This is a genomic window from Vibrio sp. L85, assembly GCF_963871815.1.
In the GTDB taxonomy this organism is placed as follows: domain Bacteria; phylum Pseudomonadota; class Gammaproteobacteria; order Enterobacterales; family Vibrionaceae; genus Vibrio; species Vibrio harveyi.
This window is the reverse complement of sequence record NZ_CAWMYL010000022.1, coordinates 344806-368476: the sequence shown is the minus strand read 5'-3', so window position 1 is coordinate 368476 and position 23671 is coordinate 344806. Positions and strand designations below refer to the sequence as shown.

Below are 23671 nucleotides of genomic sequence, written 5' to 3'. Positions count from 1 at the left end.
TTCATGGATTGAATATGGTTGATATTGATAGTCTTTTGGCACCGATCACAGATGGATCGCCGAGTGGCGTCTATCTAAAACTCGATAGAAGTGCCTATCGAGCACTGAGAAACAGTTACAATGCGGCGCAATCGTCATTTCGCCAGTTGGTGGAAACGCCCGAAGCATCCAGTGATGAATCCTTACTTGAGAGTAATGATGAAAACTGGACGCAACTGCGTACCGCGACATTTCACGCTCTCACCCAGTCAAGCAAAGACTTGGAGTTACTAGGTTGGTATATCACCAGTCAGTTGTTCACCGACGCACCCTATCGAAACCTTGCCGACGCAACGCAAGTTCTTCTAAGCACCGTGGAGCAGTTTTGGGACTCTCTCAATCCATTCCTTCCTGAAGACAAACTAAAAAGCGCTGAGGAGTCTGGCATAGCGAGAGAACGCGCTGAGTTCCGTATGAAGCCTTTGCTACAGCTTGTTGGCGAAACTCATGATACAACTGCCGTGTATATGCCTTTGCAGTTAATCGGCTTGATTGATGACATCACTTTTGCCGATTACCTACGTGCAGAGCGCAACGGTTCGCTTGGCGAAATCAAAACTAAAGCGCAAAACCTTTTCAGCGCAGACACGCAAGACATCTTAATGGATCTGGCGCAAACGTATCAGAATCTTGATGCTACAGAACAAGCCATCGCGAAGCATTGCCAACCAATTAACGCCACGCCAGTAAGTTTCAAATTCATCAAAGAAAACATCGCTGAACTGATAAATACGATTCGTTACCTCACCGAAGATAATTTTTCCAAGTGGCCGTTAGACGAAAAATTTAGGCTGTTAAAAGATGAACAGCAAACTGCTGAGTTAGAACTGCCAAGCGTAAGCGCTGTTGAGCTGACTGATAACATATTGGAGTCAGTTGCTCAAACAACGGGTCAAGCAAATAAAGAAACGAGCCAAACGTCTTCTACTCAGCAAATCGATTCTGTGCCCCCCACTTCGACCACACAGACTCAACCCCTTATCCAAGCGGCTTCCGTTAGCATCGATGCTCAAGTACAAAATCGCGACCACGCCTTTCACGAACTTAGAAAGCTCGCCGACTACTTCAAGCAAACCGAGCCACACAGCCCTGTTCCGTTTTTGCTAGAGCGCGCAATTCGTTGGGGTTATCTGAGCTTACCAGAGCTACTCCAAGAAATGACTGGTGGCAACAGCCAAGTGCTCGACCATATCAATCAACTCACCGGAATGGACAACTTAGAACAAACCATTCTGAAGAAAATTCCTGAACCACAATCAGTGCCAGAGTCGGTTCCGACCGTACCACCTGCGACTGAGGTTCAAACTGCCTCTAATGAGGAGTCTCAAAGTGCAACGTCAATTGAAGCAACAACGTCAGAGCAAAGTGACACTCCAAATACAACCAACCAACCAGAAGTAAAAACTACTCAATCGTCGAGCGGTATTACCGATTTCGAGTGGTGAAGCAAAAAATGCTAAAAAGCAAAGGAGAACCAAATGGCTTCTATTTACATGAGAATTGATGGCACCACACCAAAAGGTGCTGCAACGGTAGAAAAGATCGGTGGCAAGGATGGATTTTTTGCTATTGATACAGTGAACTGGAGTGCCGTTCGTGGCGTTGGCATCGACGTCGGTAATGCGAACAACGCAGACCAAGGCATGGTCGCGCTAGGTGAAGTGAACATCTCTCGTGGCTGTGATGGTGCGACACCGTACCTAACGACTTTCCTTTACGCGCCAGGTGGTGAAGGTAAAACTATCGAGATCGTGATGACTAAGCCAAACCGCGAAGGTTCTGGTGCAGATCCATACCTAATCCTGACACTGAGCGCAGCACGTATGTCGAGCTACAACATGGGCGCGTCGGATGGTCACCTGCCAAATGAATCATTCAGCCTGACATACACCGAGATTTCGAAAGCGTACTACATCGAAGGCGAAGGCGGCAAAATCGAGAAAGGGCCTGAAGTGGGCTTTGACGCGACGACAGCGAAAGTTACTTCGACAGCTTCTTAATGGAATAAGGAGATACCATTATGGCACTGAACTCCCAACACAAGCGAGTTAGCAAAAACCGTGTAAGTATTACTTACGATGTCGAGACGAATGGCGCAGTAGAAACCAAAGAACTCCCTTTTGTGGTGGGAGTCGTCGGTGATTATTCGGGTCACAAGCAAGACAAAGAAGACGTGGAAGATCGCACCTTCTATAACGTCGACAAAGACAACTTCGATACTGTTATGAAGCGTGTTGGCCCTGAGTTATCACTCAAAGTGGACAACGTTTTGGTTGATGACGACAGCCAAATCGAAGCGAGTCTGAAATTCTCATCAATGAAAGATTTCGAGCCTGAAGCCATCGTTGAGCAAGTTGAACCGCTCAAGAAGCTTGTTGAGACTCGTAACCAACTCAAAGTACTGCTTTCAAAAGCGGACCGTTCTCGTGATCTAGAGAAACTACTCAAGGAAGTGCTGCAAAGTGCAGACACTATCAACGCCCTTTCCGATGAGCTAGGCATCCAGAAAGAAGGAGCAGAATAATGACGACGGAAGTTGAAAACCAACCACAAGCAGAAGCGGCTGAAGCTTCGTTGAGCTTTCTGGATCGTGCAATCGAAGCGACCACACAAACGCCAGCGGACACAACAAAAGAACTGTTCTCAGTATTAGCAGAGCAAGCGCTAAGCGGTACAGTTACATGGGACAAGAACGTCACCAAAACGATTGAAAACGCCATCGTAGAGATCGACAAAAAGCTTTCTAAACAGCTATCGAAAGTCATGCAAGAAAATGACTTCCAAAAGCTAGAAGGTTCATGGCGTGGTCTGCAAAAACTGGTTAAAGAGAGCGACTTAGGACGCTCACTGAAAATCAAAATGGTCGACTACACCAAAGACGAACTGCTTGATCAATTTGAAGATGCACCAGCCATCGACCGTAGCCCTTTGTTTAACGCGGTATACCAAGGCGAATACGGCACAGCAGGTGGTGAACCATACGGTACCTTCATCGGTGACTACGAGTTCAGCGCAAAAGATGAAGACGTCGCCCTGCTTCGTTACATGGGTGAAGTAGCCGCTGCGTGTCACGCTCCGTTCGTTGCCGCAGCAAACGCTGAAATGTTTGAGTTCAATGACTTTACTACCTTCGAAGAAGGCAAACCTGTCGCGGCTGGTTTTGATTCTCCGGCTTACGCTGCATGGAACTCGTTCCGTGAAAGTGACGACGCGCGCTACGTAACTCTAACACTACCTCGCACACTGGCTCGTCTTCCTTACGGTGAGAAAGGTCTTGGCACCAAGCTGTTTAGCTACGAAGAGTTAAACACTGACCAAGATGGCAACCCGAATCCATCAAGCAATGATGAGTTGGTTTGGTCAAATGCCGCTTACGAGTTAGGTCTAAAAATGACGCAAGCGTTCACTGCGTACGGCTGGTGTACAGCGATTCGCGGTCTGGATAACGGTGGTAAAGTAGAAAACCTACCAAACCTAACGTACAAGACCGAAGCTGGCGACTTGGTTCAGCAATGTCCAACAGAAGTGAACCTAACCGACGAACGCGAGAAAGAGTTAAGTGACCTAGGCTTCTTGCCACTGGTTCACTACAAGAACTCAAACTACGGCGTGTTCATCGGTGGTCAAACAACACAGCAACCGAAGACGTACACAGATCCAGATGCAACAGCAAACGCAGCGATTTCAGCGCGCCTTCCATACATCATGGCAAGTGGTCGCATCGCTCACTACTTGAAAGTCATGGGTCGCGACAAGCTAGGGTCAAACCTAGAAGCGCCAGACATTCAACGCGAACTTCAACTGTGGATCGATCAATATACCAACGCAGGTGCAATTGGTAATGATCAACGAGCGAAAACGCCATTGGCAGAGTCTCGCATTGAAGTCGTTGAACAACCGGGTAAACCGGGCGCGTATTCAGCCGTTGCTCACCTAAGACCTTGGCTACAACTTGAAGAGCTGACTACGTCGGTTCGTATGGTAGCGAAGATCCCAGGTTAATACCGATCACAGTAAGTAAGTGGTTGGAATTAGCGCAGGAATAACGCTTGAGAACAAGGCTAAAATTTTCGGTAAGTAGTTATTCTACAATCAAAATTTTAAACGAAGTTATCGAGCGTTATAACCAGCTAGAATGACCAATTATTTACTACGATCGGTATACGCATAATAAAGCTTGGTCGAAGTAGGATGCTTCGACCAAGCCAATTCGATTTAGGTCACAAGGATAGTATGAGTAAGATTTATCACTCAGGTTGGCAGACCCAATTTACACAGCTAGACGATAAAGACAGCGACTTTTTACAAGAGGCGCTCTCTTTACTGTCTCAAGTGTCTCGCTCCGCGCTAGACAATCCCGATGCGCTTATTACTCATATTTCGCGCCTAATTGCAGAGATTGACAATAAGCTCTCGAAACAGATGGATACATTACTGCATCATCCAGAATTTGAGGCGCTACAAACCAATTGGCTAGGGCTTCAAGGCTTAGCCACCCTGCCCGTTAATTACCAACGCACTCAACTCAAGCTTCTCAATATGAGTTGGGAAGAAGTGTCTTCCGACGTCAATCAAGCCTACAGCACCAAAACGTCCGAGTTATACAACAAGATCGGCAACCAAGAGTTAAACACCTTAGGCGGACATCCATTCGGTTGCTTGCTGTTCACGCAGCCAGTAGCGGCAGATATGGATTTCGAATCTGACTACGATGATTTATTCACCGTAGAACTATTGAGCCGCTTGGGTGAAGCGACGTTATGCCCAGTGCTATTTGCTCCTAATCGCGATTTCTTTGTCGAATCCGGCGCAGACTGGCTGTCTGACATCAACCGAATCGAGAAGATCCTCGCCAGCCCTGATTACCAATCGTGGCAATCTTTACGCAGTAAGTCCTCTGCGCGTTTTGTCGGTTTAGTGATGCCAGAAATGTGCATGCGTACACGTTATCAAAACGCTAAAGTGGGATTCATCTACAACGAGAAACAAAACGGACTTTGGGGCAATGCGGGCTTTGCGTTTGTATCCACCATTATGCGAGAACATCAACGTGTGAGTTGGTTTGGCTTTTTGAAATCTCGCTGGAACGACAACAACCAAGGTGCCGTGGTCAATCAAAGCCAAAGCGATAGCCATTTTCTGATTCAACCACAAACCAAAGTGACCTTGTTTGGGCAACTGTCGACCTTCTACAGTCGAAGTGGTTTTATCCCTCTTACTAAGAGCCCTTTGAGCGATAAGTTTTACTTCAATGGTAACAATTCGATTTGGCACAACAGTGAATCTGATAACGAGAAAGTCCTCACTCAAATCCAAACCTCGTTGATGTCTTGCCGTATTGCACATTATCTCAAAGTACAAGTGCGAGAGATGATTGGCAGCTTCAAAACAGCGGCTGAGTGTGAATTATTCCTCTCTCAATGGATAGAAAAATTCTCTAGTAACGTGGCTTACGCCAACGAAGAGACCCTATCAAAATACCCATTGAGTTTTGCAAAGATCAGCGTGTGCGACTCTGACCATCATCCGGGCAATTTCGTCTGTACATTGCGTATCGTCCCGCAGTATCAATACGACCATTTCAGCGGCGAAGTGGTGCTGACAACAGAATTGGATGAGGTGGCGTAATGAGTTTTTGGCGTACCTTTGTGCAAACAGCCCCTACCACTCGTCGAGATGATATCGAGGACATCAAATATCACCTGACTCGTCTGTTCGATTCGGAGGCGTCGCTGATGAGCATTGACGATCGGTTAACCGAAGTGCAGCGCTCTAACTACCGTTTTGGCATCGAGGATGTGCACCTATTGAGCGCGAGTCTCGACCACCAGCAATTAGCCCTCAAACTAGAAAACTACATTCGACATTTCGAGCCACGCCTTAGCCAAGTCATGGTTGAACTTGTTGAGCGTAAAGCGGGAGAAAACACCATCGCTTTCAATATCGTCGCCAAAGCCAAAACGGCACAGGGCGAAAAAGAGCTGATTTTTGATTCCAAGATTTCATTAAGCGACATGACTACCGATATGAAGGAGGATTTGTATGAGTGATCCTCTACTGCGTTATTACGAACAAGAGCTGACTTTTGTTCGCCGTGCTCTCGGTCAATTTGGTTCTGAACATCCAGAACACGCACAACGCCTAAACATCCATCAGGGACAAATCGAAGATCCGAGTTTGGCTCGCTTATTGGATGGCGTGGCACTATTGAATGCCAACGTCGAAAAACGTCTATCTGAGCAAATCCCTGAAGTTGTCGAAGGATTACTTGGCGTACTCTACCCAAGTTACATTCAAACGGTACCAAGTGTAGCGTATCTAGAAATGAGCACAGACGCGCCTTCCACAGACAGCACGACGCTTCCCAAAGGCACACGATTTTCTTCCGAATCGCAAGGAAAAACATGTTTGTTCACCACAACGGATGAACTCAAAACGACACCATTTGCACTGATTGACACCAAGGCAAGCAGCGCGCCCTTTGACTTCAATCGCCCACAAGGCAGTGAACAAACTACCGCCGTTATTCAGCTCACTCTGTCTACTGGCGATGATGATGTGCACTTCAGTCAATTAGCGTTAGAAGATCTCGACTTTTTCGTTCAAGGTTTCGAAAACAATGCGGATTCCTTGGTTGAACTGCTGCTCAGTGAAGCGCGTGCAATATCGATTTCCGACATCAATGGTGAGAATCACGCTGTCTTGGCTGCCAATCAGCTAAAGAGCCGAATCAGCGATAAGCAGTTTCAGTTTCTGCCACAAAAAGGCAATCAATTTTCTGGCTACCATTTGATGAACGAATTTTTCTTCTTCAAAGAGAAACGTCAGTTTTTCCGTCTTAAAGGCTTTGGTGAAGCGTGTCAGCAACATGATTGCTCCACGGTGGTATTAAACCTGTTTATGCACTCTTTGCCGATGGAGTTTATCCGTCTATTCGACAACCAAGTGTTTAAGCTCAATGTCGTGCCTGCGGTGAACCTCTTTGAGCAAACGGGCGAACCAACCAGCTATGACCAACGTAGCCTGACCATTCCCGTTAACGCCGATGCGCATACCGATAATGAAATTCAAGTGGTCGACATTTTGGATGTGTTTGAGATTACGTCGAGCGGTCAAAAACTGCTGACACCACTGTTTAAAGACAGTTACCAGAGCGACCCACATTGTGATTACTGGCAAAGCCGAAAAGACTCCACAGGTGAACTGCGACTGGCGATTAGCCTAAACGCCAACCAAGAGCTCGAATTCAATAAACTCTATGGCACTCGCCTTCTTTGTACCAATGGCAAACAAGCATGCACCATCAACGGTGAGATGACATGTTTAGAGCCGATCGATTTACCCGGCGATTTTCATTCTCTCTACCCGCCGTCGGCTCCGATAGAACGTGAATCTGACGCCAATATGCACTGGCAATTTATCGGGCTACTGAACAGCAACTTCTCATCTCTGCTGCACTCAGAAGATCCTACTCAACAGCTTAAGCAAATGCTGCAATTGTGTAGCCGCAATCAGTTAGTAAGCGATGAAATTCAGATGATTCAGTCAGTTAAAGTGCGCTCGCAAGTTTCATCGATGCGTATTCTTGGCAAGAACGTTTTCTCTCCGGGCACAGAGATTGAAATCACTCTCGATACCTCTGGTAACTATCTGACTTTCACCGATGTGTTGAATCGCTTCTTCCAACAGTTCTGTAGTTTTGATCGCTACATTCAGCTCACAATTCGTCTTTATGGCAAAGATGGCATTGCGAGGCGTTATCCAAAAATCCACGGGAGCCAGCGCTCGATGTAGCGTGGAAGATAGATGATGTCGATGTCACTGATTAACGATTTAAAGGCGAACCCACATGAGTATGACTTTGCTCAAGCAATGCGATTGCTGATGCAAATGGCAAACCAGTCTGGGCACAAGCTGAAGTTAGAGCTCAAAGCGGAAGCCATGCCCCATGGTGATGCCGACGATATTCAATACTTTTCGTTCAGTGACCATAGCGCCAAAGTTCGTATTGCTCAGCAAGCACTATCTGGTGCACAAGGGGTTATCCCCAACTACATCTATGAGGAATTGTTGTTTGCACTGCATAACGACGATCACGCACTCAAGGACTTTTTAGACGTATTCAATCAACGCCATTTTGAACTTGCCGCGCAGTTAGAACTCGCTCCTCATCTCTTGGTGCAGAAAGAGTTGGCAAAAGAAAAAACCGATTTACTCAAACAACTGGCGAACCTGAAACACGAACACGGCGCGCTGTTCCAGTATTCGCTGTTGTTCGCTCAAGGGCATCGTAACTTAGAAACGTTAGAGCAGATTCTCAACGACTACTTCCCTTACCAAATCAATGTGTCGACTAAGAGCCATGAACGTCGGCAGTTACCCGCTAGTTCTCTTACCCGTTTAGGACAGAAAGACGACTATAACAGCGGAATCGGACAGGGTTTCCTCATTGGCAAAACGTGCATGACTTACAACCAACATTTGGTGGTGAGTATCCAGCCTGCCAACCGCAAAGAACTGCATCAAATTCATCGAGATACTCAGTTGGCGAGCCACATGCGCCAGCTCATTCAACATTATTTACGAGACGCCACGCCGATTTCTATTTATCTCAACGTTAAGCGTGCGTATCTCGAAAAACCAAGGCTGTCTGCTCAACCAGATCAAGCCGCGAAATTGGGTGAAGTGGATTGCCTCGCCCCAGAACGTAAACCTACAGAGCGGATTCGGATTCTTCTGAAATAGCTAGGTAGACACCGCGACGACAAAGAAGGTTATCGCGCAAAAGACAAGGATAAGGTTATGACACAAGTAACGCTGACAAATTTAGTCGCCAAGTTATCGCCAGAATTAAAACGTGCATTGGAAGCTTCTGCGGGTGCAGCTATGAACCAAGGCGTTGCTGCCATTGAGCCAGAACATTGGTTGCTCACGCTATTGAATCAGCAAGACGCGCACTTAAAAACTTTGATTGAAAGTCAGAAGATCAACCAAGATCAACTTGCTAGTGAACTGGCAAATCGCATCGAGCGCTTACCAAAAGTACAAGACAGCCAGCCAACGCTCAGCCATTCACTGACTGAACTTCTCAAAGACGCTTGGATGATTGCCTCCGTTAACTATGGGCATGGTGAAATTATCAGCCTGCATCTCGTTCAAGCACTGTTGCAGCAGAACGTCATGGGCGTATCGAGCAACAATCTCGAATCACTACAGAACGTGTCGACCGAGTCCCTGCAAGGTTTAATCAACAAAACGCCGGTTAAGCGAACAACACAACAAAGCACAGGTGAAGCAAGTTCAGCCGCAAATACAGCAAGCGCGAACGACGCATTAAGCAAGTACACCATCAACCTGACTCAACAAGCGATTGAAGGCAATATCGATCCAATTTCTGGGCGTAATTCTGAAGTGAGAAAAGCCATCGACATTCTTTGTCGTAAACGCCAGAACAACCCTATTTTCGTTGGTGAGCCGGGCGTGGGTAAAACCGCGGTCGTTGAAGGCTTAGCGCTGAGAATCGCAGCAGATGAAGTGCCAAGTGCGCTGCAAGGCGTTCAACTCCATTCGCTTGATTTAGGGCTATTACAAGCAGGCGCGAGCGTAAAAGGTGAATTTGAAAATCGCCTGAAAGACGTAATCAACGAAGTGAAAAACAGCGATGTGCCAATCATTGTATTTATTGACGAAGCACATACGCTTATCGGGGCTGGTGGTGCAGCAGGACAAAATGATGCTGCCAACTTATTGAAACCCGCTCTTGCGCGTGGTGAGTTCAAAACCATTGCCGCAACAACATGGGCAGAGTACAAAAAGTACTTTGAGAAAGATCCTGCTTTGACTCGCCGTTTCCAAGTCGTGACTGTAGAAGAGCCAAATGCGGAAGATGCCAAACAAATGCTGCGAGGCATTGCGGCTTCATTGCAAAAGCACCACGGCGCTTTTATTACAGAATCAGCCATTGATGCGGCGGTTAACCTATCTATTCGCTACTTACCTTCTCGCCAATTGCCAGATAAAGCGATCAGCCTACTAGACACCGCCAGTGCGCGTATTGCATTAACTCAAGGTGCAAAACCAGAAGTGATTGAAGCGTTAGAGCAAACCATTCGTTATCAACAAAACGAACAGTCTGCTTTAGAGAAAGAATTTGATTTGTTCGGCACTGGCGCAGAAGAAATTGCCGAATTGAAGCAAGACATCGCCACCAATCAATCTCAATTAGCGGACTACCAAACGCGTTGGGAGCAAGAAATCACATTGGTTGATGAGATTAAAGCGCTTCAACAAAGCATCACAGAAAGCGAAACGCCGGACGAAGCTCAACAAACCCAATTGAATGCCCTTCTCGACCAATTACGTGAGCTTCAAGGTGAAGAACCGTTAGTTAATGCGATGGTGGATGATGCGACCATTGCTCAAGTCATTTCCGGTTGGACAGGCATTCCCGTCGGCAACATGATGAGTGATGAAATCGCTCGCCTATTATCACTAGAATCAGAGCTAGATAAACGCGTTATCGGTCAAAACGTGGCGAAGCAAGAACTGGCAAAAGCGATTCGAATCTCGCGTGCTGGCTTAACCGACAATCGCAAACCAATCGGTGTGTTCTTGATGTGTGGTCCAAGTGGTGTCGGTAAAACGGAAACCGCCATGGCGCTCGCCGAGCAGCTTTACGGAGGCAGCAACGATCTCACGGTTATCAACATGACCGAGTTTAAAGAAGAACACAAAATCTCAATGTTACTTGGCTCACCTGCCGGCTATGTTGGCTTTGGTGAAGGTGGCGTGTTAACCGAGGCGATTCGCCGCAATCCTTATTCTGTCTTGCTTTTGGATGAGATGGAAAAAGCGCATCCGGGCGTTCATGACCTCTTCTATCAAATCTTCGATAAAGGACACATCAAAGACAGCGAAGGTCGCACGGTAGATTTCAAAAACACCTTAATCATCATGACTTCCAACGCCGCTGATCAAGCGATTTGCGATGTGTGTGATGAAAACGCCGAACGCATTAGCAACGATGAACTGCTTGAAGCGATTCGTCCCGATCTACAACGCTACTTCAAACCTGCGTTCTTAGGGCGTACTACCATCGTGCCTTATTACCCACTCAACGATGATGAGTTGGCGAAGATCACCGAAATCGCGCTAAATCGCATTCGCAAAAAACTGGCAGAACAGTATCAAGCGAGCTTTACGTGGGATGCAGGTTTTGTGGATTTGGTTGTCAGCAAAAACACCGACCCTACGACAGGTGGTCGCGCGGTTGAGCAAATCATTAACCGCTCTTTGATGCCGAAGCTCGCAGAAGAATGCATCGCGCGCCTGAGCGCACAACAACCGATTAGCCAAGTGACGGTCACCGCAGCGTCTACGCCACAGGGCTTTGAACTGGATATTCAGTAGTAACGAATCATGATGTTTAGAAGCGTACATTCACCCCATCTCGTCACCACCTCGATACTTGTTCAAGAGGCGGCGGTCAGCTGTGGGGTGAGCTTTTTCCGCAAAATAACCAAGCTGGTTTCATCGCTGTTTATTTTGCTTGGTGCCCTATTCTCGTTTGAAGCTTGGGCGCAAGTTTGGATTGGTCCCGACCGATTGCTACTTGCGACTCACAAATGGGCACCGTACCAAACTCACCAGAATCAAAACATGGATGGGTTTGCGCTCAATCGCGTCAAATGCGCGCTAGGCGAAATGGGACAACCTTACCAACTGACCATGACGGAATGGTCTGACGCACAGCTTCACGTGCACAGTGGTCAACAACATGGTTTTTTCGTCTCGCCGAAAACCAGAGAACACGATAGCTACGCAACGTTGTCTGCTCCTATTACCGAGCAAAAGTTGCGTTGGTATTTTGGTCCCGGTGTAGAGCCTAAGCTTGATGATTTGTCAAAGTTGAACCTTAAGTTCTCGGCAGAATTTGGCTCAAGCACATGGTTTTGGCTGAAACGTAATGGATACAACGTCGTTAAGCAGCCACGAGATGCTAAGGTTTTACTAAGGCTTTTAAAACAAAGAGAAATTGACGTCGCACTGGAAGATGAAAGAGTGTTCCACACGGAAATAAGCCAAGCCTCTCTTCCAAGCGATTACTTCTATTCTCAAGTATTCGAAACCAAGCCCATGGGCGTGTATTTCTCTAACCGCTTTTTGGACAAATATTCTGGTTTCTTAACCGCTTTCAACACAGCGTTGGCTAAATGCGAGGGATAACAAGTGGCGATCAGCATACATTTGATTTCTGTACCCTCTGAAGAGGTGGTGACTTCAAGAGTCATCTATCTGCCCGAGTCTGGCGGGCAGTTTGGGCGTTCTGCTTCTTGTGAAGTGGCATTGCCCGATCAATCAAAACGCATCTCGCGTATCCACGGACAAATTCGTCTCACTGAAACAGGTTATTTGGTGAAGAGTACCGGCAAGAACCCGGCTCGCCTCAACGATAAAGCCATGGTGAGAGATAAAGATTACCCACTCAACGATGGCGACATTTTAAAGATCGAAAGCTATTCAATGTTGGTATCAACACTCACGTCGAGCAAAGCGCCTACCGAAGAGCAACCTGATGACTTCTTTGCGACTAAGTTCGACCTGCAACTGGAAGACAAGGTCGATTTTCTCGATGAAGGTGACATCGTCGAACCAGTGAAATCGGAAGTTCATTACTCTCACCAAAATGTAATGAGCGATGACCCCTTCTCCTCTGACCCGTTTGAAGACATCGACGATGACGAACTGGCGGACCACTTTGAAGTGGATGAAGTGTCGAAACAGCAGCAAGCAATGGAGCGGTCTACGGAGATTGAGTATCTTCCGGGCGACCATCTTCCAACGTCAGAGCTGGAAGCCTCCATCGAAAAGCTGATCACGATTACCGAGAAGAATCAGCAATACCTTCGCAACCCACCGCTTGCACATGATGCTTTGTTTGATGCGTTGGACAAAACGCTCGAGCAGTTCCTCAATGAATTCGCTCCGAACCAACTAGAGAATCAATTTAGCGAATTTGTGTCTGTCGGACTGTTCAGTAGCAAAGACAAGAAGTACTGGAAAATCTATCGCAAACATTTCCAACATCGACAAGACAACGGTGATTTTCGTCGCCAGTTCAAAGCGATGTTTATGGAAAACATGCAAAAGCAAAGCGAGGAAAGCTGATGAAGATTTGGCTTAGTTTACTCGCTTTCGCTTTGGTGGGATGTTCATCTGACCCAACACCGGTTGTGACGCAGTATCAATTGGCGGTAAGCGCAGAGAAGACGATTAACCCAAGTGTTAACAACAGTACTAATCCCGTAGTAGTACGCTTGTATCAACTGACCGATGCACAGCAGTTTAAGCAATTGCCGTTTATCGATTTGTACAACGATGACGTGAGCCTATTGGGCGCAAACTTGGTGTCGAAACAAGTTCTGCCCGTGGTGATGCCAGACAGCAATAGCAAACAAACCTTAGACATCAACAAGACCACTCAATACATCGGCGTATTGGTGGAATTTGCCGAATATGATGCAAGCACGGCGACGGTAGTGACAACCACGCCTCAGGAAGAAGAACAATATATCCAGTTAAAGATCAGCGGTAACAAAGCAGCATTACAAACCGTGACACCAGATTCACCTTGGTGGGATATCTTTTAACTCGATTCAGTAGATAGGGAAATCTCGTGGACGCATATAAAAAAGTCGTTTGGCAAGAAGGCATGTTCATTGCCCCACAACACTTTCAACAACAAGACAGATACACACAAAACTACGTCAGACAAAACGTCGAAACGCTTGCTGGTTATGCCCCTTACTATGGTGTGACCGACTTGGTGATCAATCACGATCTACTTAAAATTGGCAAGCTTTCCGTCTCTTCAAGCGCGGGTTTGTTCCCAGATGGCACGCATTTCGAACTGAAACGCGAAGTCGCCAGAGATGTGCCGCACGGTACGATTGAGAAAATGGCTTACTTAGCGCTGCCTGTTTCTCTGCAAGGCAATAATGATTACGCCAATGATGAATCGGAACAAAGCCGCTATCTCACACGCACTATCAATGTGTTTGATACTTCAACCTCTGAGAATGCCAGCGTTGAGGTAGACGTCGCACAGCTCAATATAGCGATAAAACTCGAAGGCGAAGACACTTCGGGCTTTACCCTGATTCCTTTCGCCAAAGTATTGGAATGCAGCGAAACGGGCGAAGTGATGCTAGACCGTTCCTTTATTCCTGCGTGTTTGCATTATGGTGCATCACAGTTATTGGTTGAGCGTTTGAAAGAGATCCATGCCCTCACCTCTAACCGTGCCACCAGCTTGCTCAAACGTATTCAAGCCGGACAAGGACAAAAGAGTCCACAGTCGATGATGCAAGATTACCTGTGGCTGCAAACACTCAACACTTGGCTTCCGTGGTTTGATTTATCTTTGTCGAATCCAAAGTTTCAAACCCATCAGCTTTATTTGGAGCTACGCAAGTTTGAAGCGCAAGTCATGGCATCCACACCCGCAATTCCAGAACCGTGTCAGCCGTTAGATTTCCATCGTCTGTACGATTGCTTTAATCCGCTTTTTTCGAATCTGCGCAATATGCTCACGCTGGTTCAACAAGACTCGGTGATCGAGTTTGCGTTCGACACTTCGTTGTTTGAACGACGCCGCTTGCTTCGCACGTTGGTGAAAGATGGTCACAACCTGTCCGATCGCCGATTCGTTCTTAGTGTCCGTTCCAACGTCAGCAGCACCGAGCTCAACGAATTGTTCCCTGCGGCTGCCAAACTCAGCAGCAATAACAAGATTGTCGAGATTGTGCGTAATGCCCTTTCCGGCGTGCAACTGACGCCGCTTCCTGTTGCGCCAAGCGAACTGAAACCGATGCAAGGCACAGCGTATTTTGAAGTGGATACGTCAGACCGCAATTGGTTAGAAATGATTGAAAACCGCGATGCACTGGCGCTGCACGTCGATACGCGTGTTGGCGACCTAGAAGTGATGCTGTACGCACTGAGGTAGTAAGTTATGAAATATTTGGATGAAGATACCTTAGTTTGGGACAGCAGCGAAAACGACTTCGTAAGTAAAGACACCGACATGCCAGACGTAAAATGGCATTCGGTCAACGCTGCTCAAGCCAACATAGGGTTCTTACATCATTTCGATAAAGCCGAGAATCAGCTGATCAACATCAGTTCTGAGTTACTGGCTGTCACGCTCAAGATCAACACCTTGCCGGAGCCCGAAGACATCACTACGCTCAGGCATCAACTGGTGGCTTCTATTAATGAGATCAAAACCAAAGGCGCCGAGCTGACCTACCCAGTCGCCGTGATCGACAAGCTCTGTTTCCTGTATGCCGTGGTTTTGGATGAGTTGATTGTCTACACCGATTGGGGTGAAAAACGCGGATGGGAGAACAAAACCTTACTCAGTGAACTGTTTGGTATGCGCAACGGTGGTGAGCTTTTCTTTACTGTGGCAGAGAAAGCAGCGCGCCAACCGCACAAGCTGATCGACTTATTAGAAGTGGTTTACCTGTTCCTCAATATCGGGTTTAAAGGTCAGTACCGTGAAACGGGCAGCGAACAGCTAAAGAGTTTTACCTACCGCTTAGAGCAGATTTTAAGTCAGTACCGACAAGCCGGTGGAATCTATTGTCATACTAAGGTTTCGGTGCCTAAAACACGTAAACCAACGCGCAAGAAACGTTACCTTGTCACCACGTTATTTTTTCTAACTATCATTGGTTTGAGCGTTGCTCTGACCTATTTCTGGTACAACAAAACCAAACCACAGCGGACACGTGATTTTGTTCAGCTCGGTGAGTACAGCCAACGCTATATTGAATCTGGTCGTGCGGAAGACATCGTGTATGTCAGCACTGACGACGATTTAAAAGGCAATAAAGTCGCGGTAAATACCACTCAACCACCTCGTCCAGTTCCGAGCCAACCAAAAGCCGTGACGCCACAAGCGAAAACTTCGGCGCCAGGGACGAAGAGCGCTCCAGTCACGAGCCCTACAGCAAACACTGATTGGCTGGTGCAACTTGCAACCTTCTCTAACCTTAAAAACGCCGAGAAGTTTATCGCCCAACTGCCGACATCCAACTATCAACCTGTTGCGGATAACATCAATTCATACGTTCGCGTCATCGTTCGATGTGATAACGCAGACCAAGCTAAAATCATCAATAACTGGTATCGAGAGAATGCCAACGTCAACGGCTTAGTGGTGCATAACAAAAACAAACAAAGCGAGGTTGAGTCACGATGACGCAAGACAACCCAAACACACCAACAAGAAAAAAGGCAATCATTTGGAGCCTTGTTACCCTCCTGCTTCTGGCAATCTTAGGTGGCTTACTGACTTGGTTTGTCGCGTATCCTGATTTCTTATGGACAGGCGTCATCACGACAACCATTGTGGCACTGCTGTCTGCTGGGCTTTGCTTTTGGTTAATCAATCGCAAGGTGAAAAAGAGTCTTGAGCAAGACCAAGAACGTGCACTAATCATCAAACGCTCCAAGTTACTCGCCTTCCACTTCAAGAAAATGCTCGGCGTACAAAAACGTAAAAAGCGCTTAACCAGCCGTTACGATCAGCCGATTTACCTATTACTCAGTGATAACCCAAGCAAAGACAAAAGCATCATCACACAGATGGGCTACGAAGCTTATAAGGTGGATGACTTTGGCAACGACATTGAGTTTCCAATTCTGTTTTGGCTCAGTGAACACTCAATTCTGATTTCCGTCAGCATGGGCGAAGATCAACAACCGCTTTACTTAAAAACGCTGTGCCAGTGCCTAAATAAATGGCGTCCGAGACAAGCGATTAATGGCTTGTTGCTCAACACAGAAATTGAAAAGTTAGTCGGCAATAGTGAAACCCTTTCACAAAAAGCCGACCAATTGAAGTCACAAATCAAAGCATTCAATCGTTCATTTGGTTTGAACCTGCCTGTCTACAATGTCCTAACTAACATGGGTCAAGTGAGCGATTTCTGTCAGTTCTTTTCTGCGTTTGATGAAGCGAGACGCAATGAAGTATTCGGCGCCACCAGCCCAGTGCAAAAACATGGTGGCATTGATGCCGATTGGTTCAATGACGAATACGATCATCTCATTGGTCAGTTAATTTCGAACATGAGCAATGCGTTGGGAGCGCAACTTAACCAAGATTTCCGCAATGCCATTTGTGGTGCGCCATACCAATTTGGTCTGCTTAAACAGAATTTGTGGCACTTCTTACAGCGTTTGCATCGAGGTGACCAATACACAGATGGGCTCAACTTCCGCGGCTTCTACTTTACCCACAGTGGCAGTGATTTCGCACAGCATGATTTACTGGCTAACGTAGTCAATCAATCCCTCGGCAATGAGCAATATCAACAACACCAACAAATGCCCGTTCAACAAACCTTGTTTGCTCAGCATTTGATGTCTCATGTCGTGCTAAATGAAAACACTTTAGTCGGAGTTAACCGCCATAAAGAGAATTGGTTATGGTTCAGCCAAACCGCCTACACCCTAATTTGGCTCGGTTTATTGATTGGTACACTGACGATTCTCAAGCTCGACTTCGATTATCAAACCAATCGTGAAGCCAAAGCTGATGGCATGTTAGAGCGTTACAAAGAAGCGATCGCAGCACAGCCATACAGCAAAGAAGACCTTGTGGGTAACATTCCAAACTTGTACACCATGCATCGCATTTACGCGCTGTATCAAGCCCCTGAACCTTGGTATACATTGCCATTCCTACCGAATGCGACCATCAAACCAGAAGTTGAAGCGGCTTATACCAAAGAGCTACAACAAGTTTTGCTCCCTTCTATGACACACACCATTGAGAATGACCTTTATGTGTATGTGAACTTGGAAGACCAAGCCAGAACGCTTGAGTTGTTGAATGACTATCGACTGTTGTTTGATAAAAATCGTACCAACATTGAAGAGTTGAAGAGCTACTTCTTGGCGAACTTAGAGCATCAAGGCGAAGCGGACAAAACCAACGTTGCTCAGCTTAAAGTGCTGCTCGACGATGTGTTTAACCAGCACTTAGTGGCGACCACTGCCAATCAAGAGCTTGAAGGGCTGGCAAAGCAAGTCATCAATCAATCCAATATCGAGACGCTGCTCTACCAACACATTCTGAATGATCATGCGTACGAGAAGCGCATCGACGTGCGTAAAGAACTTGGTTCCAACTTCAATCAGATATACCAATTCAAGCCTGGCTACGTGGGTTATTTCGTTCCTTACTTGTACACACCGACTGGCTTTAACGAGCTGGATCTTTCTGTGGAATCCCCTCTTCTTATCGAAGCGTTATCCGCTTATGAAGGCATCGCAGGACAAGCCCCAAGCGCACTAGAGATGCACCGAATCAGCCACGATTTGAAACGCATGTACCAGAACGATTACATCAATTACTGGCGCGATTTTATTAACAGCATCGAGGTGAAAACCATTTCTGGTTCTGAGCAGTTGAATGCCAGCTTGAACGTGCTAAACAATGCCTCAAACAATCCAATGTCTAAGCTGTTTACTACCATCAGCAACTACACTTCGGTTCTTCTACCAGAGCCAAAAGATGCGAAGAAGAAAACCGATGAGGAGATTGCCGATGCTGCGCAAGACAATGAGAAAAAGGAATCCGCTCGACAAATCACCCTGACGTTTAATGATTTCCACAAACAAGTGACGCCAGACGACCAGGGTAAGAAACCGATAGATTCCGTTCTTGAAGGTTTCGCTAACACGGCAAAATGGCTCGATCAGTTCTACAAATCCAATACGCCAGACAAAGTGGCTTACGAAACGTTATCTGCAGGTTTAAAGGCGCAAAATCCGGTCGCACAGTTAGCGTCATTGACCGATTCCCAGCCACCACTATCCGGAGAAGTGATTGACTATGTGACAGTGCAAACCAATGAGTTGGTAATGAACTTAGCTCACCAATACCTTAATAGTATGTGGAACAGCGAAGTCTACCAACCTTATGAAAACACCATCGCGGCTTTCTACCCGTTTAAGAAAAGTGCCAACAGCGACGCAAGCACAGCGGATGTCGCTGCCTTCTTTAAAACCGATGGCACATTGGACACCTTCTATCAAACCATGTTGAAAGGCTTCTCAACAGAGCAACGTGCGCCGTTTATGTCCGGCTTACTGCCAAATACCGGCTTTGCGTTAGATCCTGCAATTTGGCTGATGTTTGATAAAGCCAAAGACATTCGCTCTGCCCTGTTTTTAGCTGACCCGAAAAACGTCGCGATTCAATTCCAGATGAAACCAACAGAGATGAGCTCAGCTCTGACTGAGTTTTCCATTCGGGCTGAAAAACCGATTTTCACCTATCAACACGGTCCGATGTTGTGGACACAACAAAGCTGGAAAGGTGATTCTGTCGCGCAAGATGCACTAACGGTGCGTCTACAAAAACAAGCAACGCCGATTGCCAATGAGCAGTTTAAAGGCAGTTGGGCATGGTTCCGCCTGATTGAGCCGCGTGTCACTTTAACCTCTTCGCAAAGTACCCAACTTGAGTTTGATTACAATGGCGATAAGGTTCGCTTAACGATTAAAACTCAAGGTCAGAATAATCCGTTCGTACCGAACTTCTTTGCGGGCTTTGTGTTACCTGCGAGCATTTAGTGATGAACACGTTCGCCAATCAAACCCTGTTTAGAGCTTGTGGCGTTACATATGTAGCGCCTTTGAGCGAAAACGTGTTTCAGTGCGAGCACAAGCTTTATGGCACGGTGGTCATCAAGGTAGCGCGCAGCTTAGCGGAGAAGCGAGCTTTGATGGCGGAAGCGGATTTTCTATCTAAATACGCATCGGATTACTGGGCAAACTTCCATGGTTACGGCTCACAAAACCACGCTGACTGGTTAATGAGCCAGTATCTGGAAGGCAACACACTTAACGCAATAGAACCTGATTTATTACCTCAAGACATAATAACCAAGCTTGAATTCGCTTTGCTCAATCTACACAAAACCGGTTATCTGCATGGCGATATCAAACCACACAACATCGTCGTGACGCCAAACAACCAAGTTCGGCTTATTGACTTTGGCAGTGTGATTCGAGTTGCTGCTAAATACCGAGAGCATTCACATACAACCGTTAGCCGAGCCTATAGTGCGACACGCCCTTGTCTGCGTATCGGTCAGGCAAGTAGGAACGATGACTTCTATGCTTTGGCAATGACCTTACTCAGCTGTCACGATCAACATCCCTTTGCCGGTCTCTCGTTACAAGAGGCGGCAGAACTGCTACCTACCCCAAATAACGTTGATCTACCAACGCGATACCAAATTCTGATACAAAAAGAGTGGCAACGAATGCGCCACTCTTTGAAGTTGTAGGGTTTAAACGCTCTAAGGTCTCTGGCTTACGCGTCTGATGATTTAGACTTCAGATACTTCTCAATATCCACCTCATCAACCTGTTCGGCTGGCATAAACTTGTTGGCATATTCACGGTAAACCCCGCTTTCTAAGAACAACAAGAACAAATCCATATCCAAATGCTCGTCCAGTGCCATCTTGTACATGATGTCGACCGCAACACTCACTGGCTTGGCTTTCTTGTAAGGTCGATCACCTGCGGTTAACGCTTCAAAAATATCCGCAATCACTAAGATGCGTTCTGGGGTTGATAAATCTTCTGCACTCAACCGACGCGGATAGCCTGTGCCTTTCAACGTCTCATGGTGGGTCGAAGCGTAACGCGGCACGTTGCTTAACTCCGGAGGGAATGGCAGTGCCCCCAGCATTTTGATCCCACTGATCATGTGCTCGTTAATTTTGAAGCGGTCTTCTGGCGTTAACGTTCCGCGGGAAATGGTCAGGTTGTACACTTCACCCAAGTTATATTGATGCTCTGGCACTTGCACCTTAATGCCATGCTCCGGTGCAAATTCCATTGGGCGAACGCGCTCGATAATATGGTCAGGCTTATCCGCTAAAAGGTTTTCGACCACTGGCAGCGTCACGTCAGATTTTGGCTTAATCATTTCTTCAAATGGAGAAAGACCAAGATGATCATCATAGTGACGCAACCAAGTTTGTTGGGCGATCTGTTTAATGCGCTCAATCTTATCGTCGCTCATAAACTCGCCACCCACGTTGGCGTTGGCAACAAACCGGAAGTCTTCGTCCAACTGAGCAACTCGCTGGTCGAACTTGGCTCGCGCCTCTTCTTTTGACAGTTCACCAGTAGATATCGACTTCCACATTTCCACTTCAGCGTCTCGCCTTAGTACCTCGAAACGAGTGCGAATTTCATTGATGCGGTTGTAGTTGGCTTCTAACTTAGTGCCTTTATCAACGATATGTTCTGGCGTGGTGATCTTGCCGCAGTCGTGTAACCAAGCCGCGATACGGAATTCACGTCGTTCATCGTCATTGTTGAACTTAAAGTCTTTGAACTTACCGGTGTCGCACTTCTCTACTGCCTCTGCCAGCATCAAGCCAATTTCTGGAACACGATTACAGTGCCCCGCAGTATAAGGAGACTTGTCATCGATCGCTTGCGCGATAAGGCGAATAAAGGCCTCAACAAACTCTTCTTGCTGTTGCTCGTGATGCTGAATCTCTTGCGTCATTTCGGTAACTGAGTCAGACAAGTCAGAAACTTCTTTGATACGCGTTTCTACCGGAGCTAATTGGTCAAATTCACGATTTTTGATTTTGATGGTTTCTTTTCGAAGCGCCAGAATCGGATGCACAATAGGTGATCCAACCTTCCATGCTAATGGAAACAAGATAACCATCACGATAGAGGTAAACGCAATAGCCTTGGATAATCGACTGGTGACAGCATCAGTAACGACTTGCTCGGAAACTAACACCGCAAAGTAGTCACTTGTTCCACGAGTAGATTGCAACTTAGTGATATAGAGAAATCGATGCTCTCCCTCAATGGTCACTTTGTTCATCGTGTCGTGTTTGTCTTTTTGGGTTGCTAGCTCATAGACTTCTGGATAAGGCGCAAAACTGCCTCGCCATTGATGGGGTTTAAACCACTTCTCTTCCAACGCGGATTGTTGTTCTGGTGTAATACTGTCGATTGCCTGATTGACAACTTGCATCAATCCACTGTTTTCATCTTGCATGAACACAGAAAATTCCAGAGGTGATTCCGTCAATTTTGTCACATGGATATTGGTAATTTTCACTAGTCGCTTCATCTCGACCATGGTTAGGTAACTGTCTACAAGGTATTCAATATCCCCCATGTGCAGCGCTCGTTTTGCTAAATCGAGATTAGGTTGTTCAACAATATTGAGTGTCGGATAACGTTCGAGTAACCACTCCTTCATTCCAAAGCCAGCGACGACGCCCACTTTTTGGTTCGTGAGTTCAGTTAGAGAAACGGGCATCGGAATATCGATTTTGGCTGCGATAGCCAGTTGTCCGTAAAATATCGGATGGCTCTTGAGACCAAATTCAGAGGGAGCACCAAGCACGGGCTGAAGTATATCTATTTCGCCATTGCGATACTTCTTCACCAATTCTGCAGAACTGAAGCCATTTACGAACTCCACTGCCATGCCCGTTTTCTCAGCGATGAGTTTTAAAACATCGATAGCATAGCCACCAGGCTCACCACTCTCGGTATAATCGTATGGTCCCCAATCATTCTGGTTGGACACAACAAACTCTTTATCATTCAATAATGCTTGCTGTTCTTTTGTTAAAGTTAACGGTGGCGATGTCGGAATTTCAACCTCTTGAAATACGTTGATGCTTGAAGCGATCACTTCACCTCGATTGTTAAAAATGAACGACTCTACGCCATCATCTTTTTTCATTCCGAGTTCAGTCGCTGTGATTTTCTCACTCAGAGACGAGAGCACGGTATCGACACCGATCACGGCGCCTTTATTACTGCGAACAGAATAGGATTGACCGGTGATTTTTAAATGCTGAAATAAGTAGGGATCGGTCTTGTAGACACTGTTTTTTGAGGCATTGTCGAACCAAGGTCTCCGAGATGGATAGAAGTTACTAGTTTGTTTTGTAGTACGAACCAGCTCAAGCGACTCTGAATAAAATAAGGAATATCTTGTTCGCTCTTCGCCTTCTCCTACAATTTTGATAACCGCCCAACGTTCATCCGGCGCCGCTCCTATTTTTCCTCTAACAATTGAAGAAGATTCCAAGTTAACTACTTGAAAGAAGAACTCTTCCTGATTCGCAAAGTAAATACTGTAAAAGACAGGGTTATCAATCAAGGTTTGGGTAAATACGTGCTGAATTTCATCTTCACTAAATTGTGTATCACTGTAATCAGCTACACTCCGCAGTATCCCTGCACTACTTGTTGCACTCGCATCAATTTGATGGATATGGCTACTGACGTCTTTAGCCGTCATGGTTAAGCGCGTCAAAATATGTTCCTCTGACATCTGCTTACCAAAGTAGTATTGCATTCCAACCCCGAGTAACGCAGTCACTGCAGTAGCAAATATGAAGAGACTTCCGACGGTGAACTTAATCGAAAACTTACGAGGAGAACCTGATTTAGTTTTCACGCGATAACGCCCTCCAATGGCATTGACGACAAGAAAATTCGCTACCTATGTTGGCAACTTGAGGCATATTAATATCAAGTCTAGTAC

17 protein-coding genes are annotated in these 23671 nt (G+C 46.5%); 16 read left to right on the top strand and 1 reads right to left on the bottom strand.

The features are described 5' to 3' along the window. Positions 1–14 precede the first annotated feature (14 nt). The 16 genes from AACR11_RS06270 (at position 15) to AACR11_RS06195 (ending at position 20411) form a co-directional block, all read left to right on the top strand. Complete coding sequence (locus AACR11_RS06270) at positions 15–1484, top strand: type VI secretion system protein TssA (protein ID WP_029789741.1); 1470 nt, start codon at positions 15–17, stop codon at positions 1482–1484. 33 nt (positions 1485–1517) lie between these two features. Continuing rightward, positions 1518–2039 carry an Hcp family type VI secretion system effector gene (locus tag AACR11_RS06265; protein WP_005426582.1) on the top strand — a complete coding sequence of 174 codons (522 nt, stop codon included), beginning with the start codon at positions 1518–1520 and terminating at the stop codon, positions 2037–2039. Positions 2040–2059: 20 nt separating this feature from the next. Next, positions 2060–2563 (top strand): type VI secretion system contractile sheath small subunit, encoded by a 504-nt coding sequence (gene tssB, locus AACR11_RS06260; protein WP_005443648.1) that lies wholly within the window; start codon positions 2060–2062, stop codon positions 2561–2563. Further along, positions 2563–4041: a type VI secretion system contractile sheath large subunit gene (gene tssC, locus AACR11_RS06255; RefSeq protein ID WP_005451931.1), complete on the top strand. Its 1479-nt coding sequence runs from the start codon at positions 2563–2565 to the stop codon at positions 4039–4041. Before tssB ends, tssC begins: the two co-directional genes overlap by 1 nt. A 231-nt stretch (positions 4042–4272) precedes the next feature. After that, a complete protein-coding gene (locus AACR11_RS06250; RefSeq protein ID WP_029789744.1) occupies positions 4273–5667 on the top strand; it encodes a type VI secretion system contractile sheath domain-containing protein in 1395 nt (464 codons plus the stop codon). Then, entirely contained in the window at positions 5667–6089 is a 423-nt protein-coding gene (gene tssE, locus AACR11_RS06245; RefSeq protein ID WP_005451929.1) for a type VI secretion system baseplate subunit TssE, read from the top strand. Before AACR11_RS06250 ends, tssE begins: the two co-directional genes overlap by 1 nt. Further along, positions 6082–7833 (top strand): type VI secretion system baseplate subunit TssF, encoded by a 1752-nt coding sequence (tssF, locus tag AACR11_RS06240; protein WP_045452243.1) that lies wholly within the window; start codon positions 6082–6084, stop codon positions 7831–7833. The genes tssE and tssF overlap by 8 nt, the downstream gene beginning before the upstream one ends. A gap of 12 nt (positions 7834–7845) precedes the next feature. Then, positions 7846–8784, top strand: coding sequence for a type VI secretion system baseplate subunit TssG (locus tag AACR11_RS06235; protein ID WP_173401595.1), 939 nt, complete (start codon positions 7846–7848; stop codon positions 8782–8784). Between the two features lie 57 nt (positions 8785–8841). Continuing rightward, a complete protein-coding gene (tssH, locus tag AACR11_RS06230) occupies positions 8842–11448 on the top strand; it encodes a type VI secretion system ATPase TssH (RefSeq protein WP_079325606.1) in 2607 nt (868 codons plus the stop codon). 12 nt (positions 11449–11460) lie between these two features. Further along, a complete protein-coding gene (locus AACR11_RS06225) occupies positions 11461–12264 on the top strand; it encodes an ABC transporter substrate-binding protein (RefSeq protein ID WP_041060152.1) in 804 nt (267 codons plus the stop codon). A gap of 3 nt (positions 12265–12267) precedes the next feature. Next, positions 12268–13206: an FHA domain-containing protein gene (locus AACR11_RS06220; RefSeq protein ID WP_029789749.1), complete on the top strand. Its 939-nt coding sequence runs from the start codon at positions 12268–12270 to the stop codon at positions 13204–13206. Then, positions 13206–13688, top strand: coding sequence for a type VI secretion system lipoprotein TssJ (gene tssJ, locus AACR11_RS06215; protein ID WP_029789750.1), 483 nt, complete (start codon positions 13206–13208; stop codon positions 13686–13688). Before AACR11_RS06220 ends, tssJ begins: the two co-directional genes overlap by 1 nt. A 26-nt stretch (positions 13689–13714) precedes the next feature. Then, the gene (gene tssK / locus AACR11_RS06210) at positions 13715–15046 is read left to right on the top strand and encodes a type VI secretion system baseplate subunit TssK (protein ID WP_009703380.1); all 1332 of its coding nucleotides are present in this window, start codon (positions 13715–13717) and stop codon (positions 15044–15046) included. Positions 15047–15052: 6 nt separating this feature from the next. Further along, positions 15053–16306, top strand: a complete 1254-nt coding sequence (gene icmH / locus AACR11_RS06205) for a type IVB secretion system protein IcmH/DotU (RefSeq protein WP_029789751.1) — start codon at positions 15053–15055, stop codon at positions 16304–16306. After that, positions 16303–19692, top strand: coding sequence for a type VI secretion system membrane subunit TssM (tssM, locus tag AACR11_RS06200; RefSeq protein ID WP_029789752.1), 3390 nt, complete (start codon positions 16303–16305; stop codon positions 19690–19692). Before icmH ends, tssM begins: the two co-directional genes overlap by 4 nt. Before the next feature lie 2 nt (positions 19693–19694). Next, entirely contained in the window at positions 19695–20411 is a 717-nt protein-coding gene (locus tag AACR11_RS06195; RefSeq protein ID WP_029789754.1) for a protein kinase domain-containing protein, read from the top strand. Between the two features lie 26 nt (positions 20412–20437). Here AACR11_RS06195 and AACR11_RS06190 read toward each other — a convergent pair whose 3' ends face one another. After that, positions 20438–23584, bottom strand: a complete 3147-nt coding sequence (locus AACR11_RS06190) for an HD domain-containing phosphohydrolase (RefSeq protein WP_029789755.1) — start codon at positions 23582–23584, stop codon at positions 20438–20440. Positions 23585–23671: the final 87 nt, after the last annotated feature.

Excerpts from the sequence above, each read along its gene's own strand:
- AACR11_RS06270 (WP_029789741.1), top strand. The coding sequence starts at position 15 with ATGGTTGATATTGATAGTCTTTTGGCACCGATCACAGATGGATCGCCG.
- AACR11_RS06265 (WP_005426582.1), top strand. The coding sequence starts at position 1,518 with ATGGCTTCTATTTACATGAGAATTGATGGCACCACACCAAAAGGTGCT.
- tssB (WP_005443648.1), top strand. The coding sequence starts at position 2,060 with ATGGCACTGAACTCCCAACACAAGCGAGTTAGCAAAAACCGTGTAAGT.
- tssC (WP_005451931.1), top strand. The coding sequence starts at position 2,563 with ATGACGACGGAAGTTGAAAACCAACCACAAGCAGAAGCGGCTGAAGCT.
- AACR11_RS06250 (WP_029789744.1), top strand. The coding sequence starts at position 4,273 with ATGAGTAAGATTTATCACTCAGGTTGGCAGACCCAATTTACACAGCTA.
- tssE (WP_005451929.1), top strand. The coding sequence starts at position 5,667 with ATGAGTTTTTGGCGTACCTTTGTGCAAACAGCCCCTACCACTCGTCGA.
- tssF (WP_045452243.1), top strand. The coding sequence starts at position 6,082 with ATGAGTGATCCTCTACTGCGTTATTACGAACAAGAGCTGACTTTTGTT.
- AACR11_RS06235 (WP_173401595.1), top strand. The coding sequence starts at position 7,846 with ATGATGTCGATGTCACTGATTAACGATTTAAAGGCGAACCCACATGAG.
- tssH (WP_079325606.1), top strand. The coding sequence starts at position 8,842 with ATGACACAAGTAACGCTGACAAATTTAGTCGCCAAGTTATCGCCAGAA.
- AACR11_RS06225 (WP_041060152.1), top strand. The coding sequence starts at position 11,461 with ATGTTTAGAAGCGTACATTCACCCCATCTCGTCACCACCTCGATACTT.
- tssJ (WP_029789750.1), top strand. The coding sequence starts at position 13,206 with ATGAAGATTTGGCTTAGTTTACTCGCTTTCGCTTTGGTGGGATGTTCA.
- icmH (WP_029789751.1), top strand. The coding sequence starts at position 15,053 with ATGAAATATTTGGATGAAGATACCTTAGTTTGGGACAGCAGCGAAAAC.
- tssM (WP_029789752.1), top strand. The coding sequence starts at position 16,303 with ATGACGCAAGACAACCCAAACACACCAACAAGAAAAAAGGCAATCATT.
- AACR11_RS06195 (WP_029789754.1), top strand. The coding sequence starts at position 19,695 with ATGAACACGTTCGCCAATCAAACCCTGTTTAGAGCTTGTGGCGTTACA.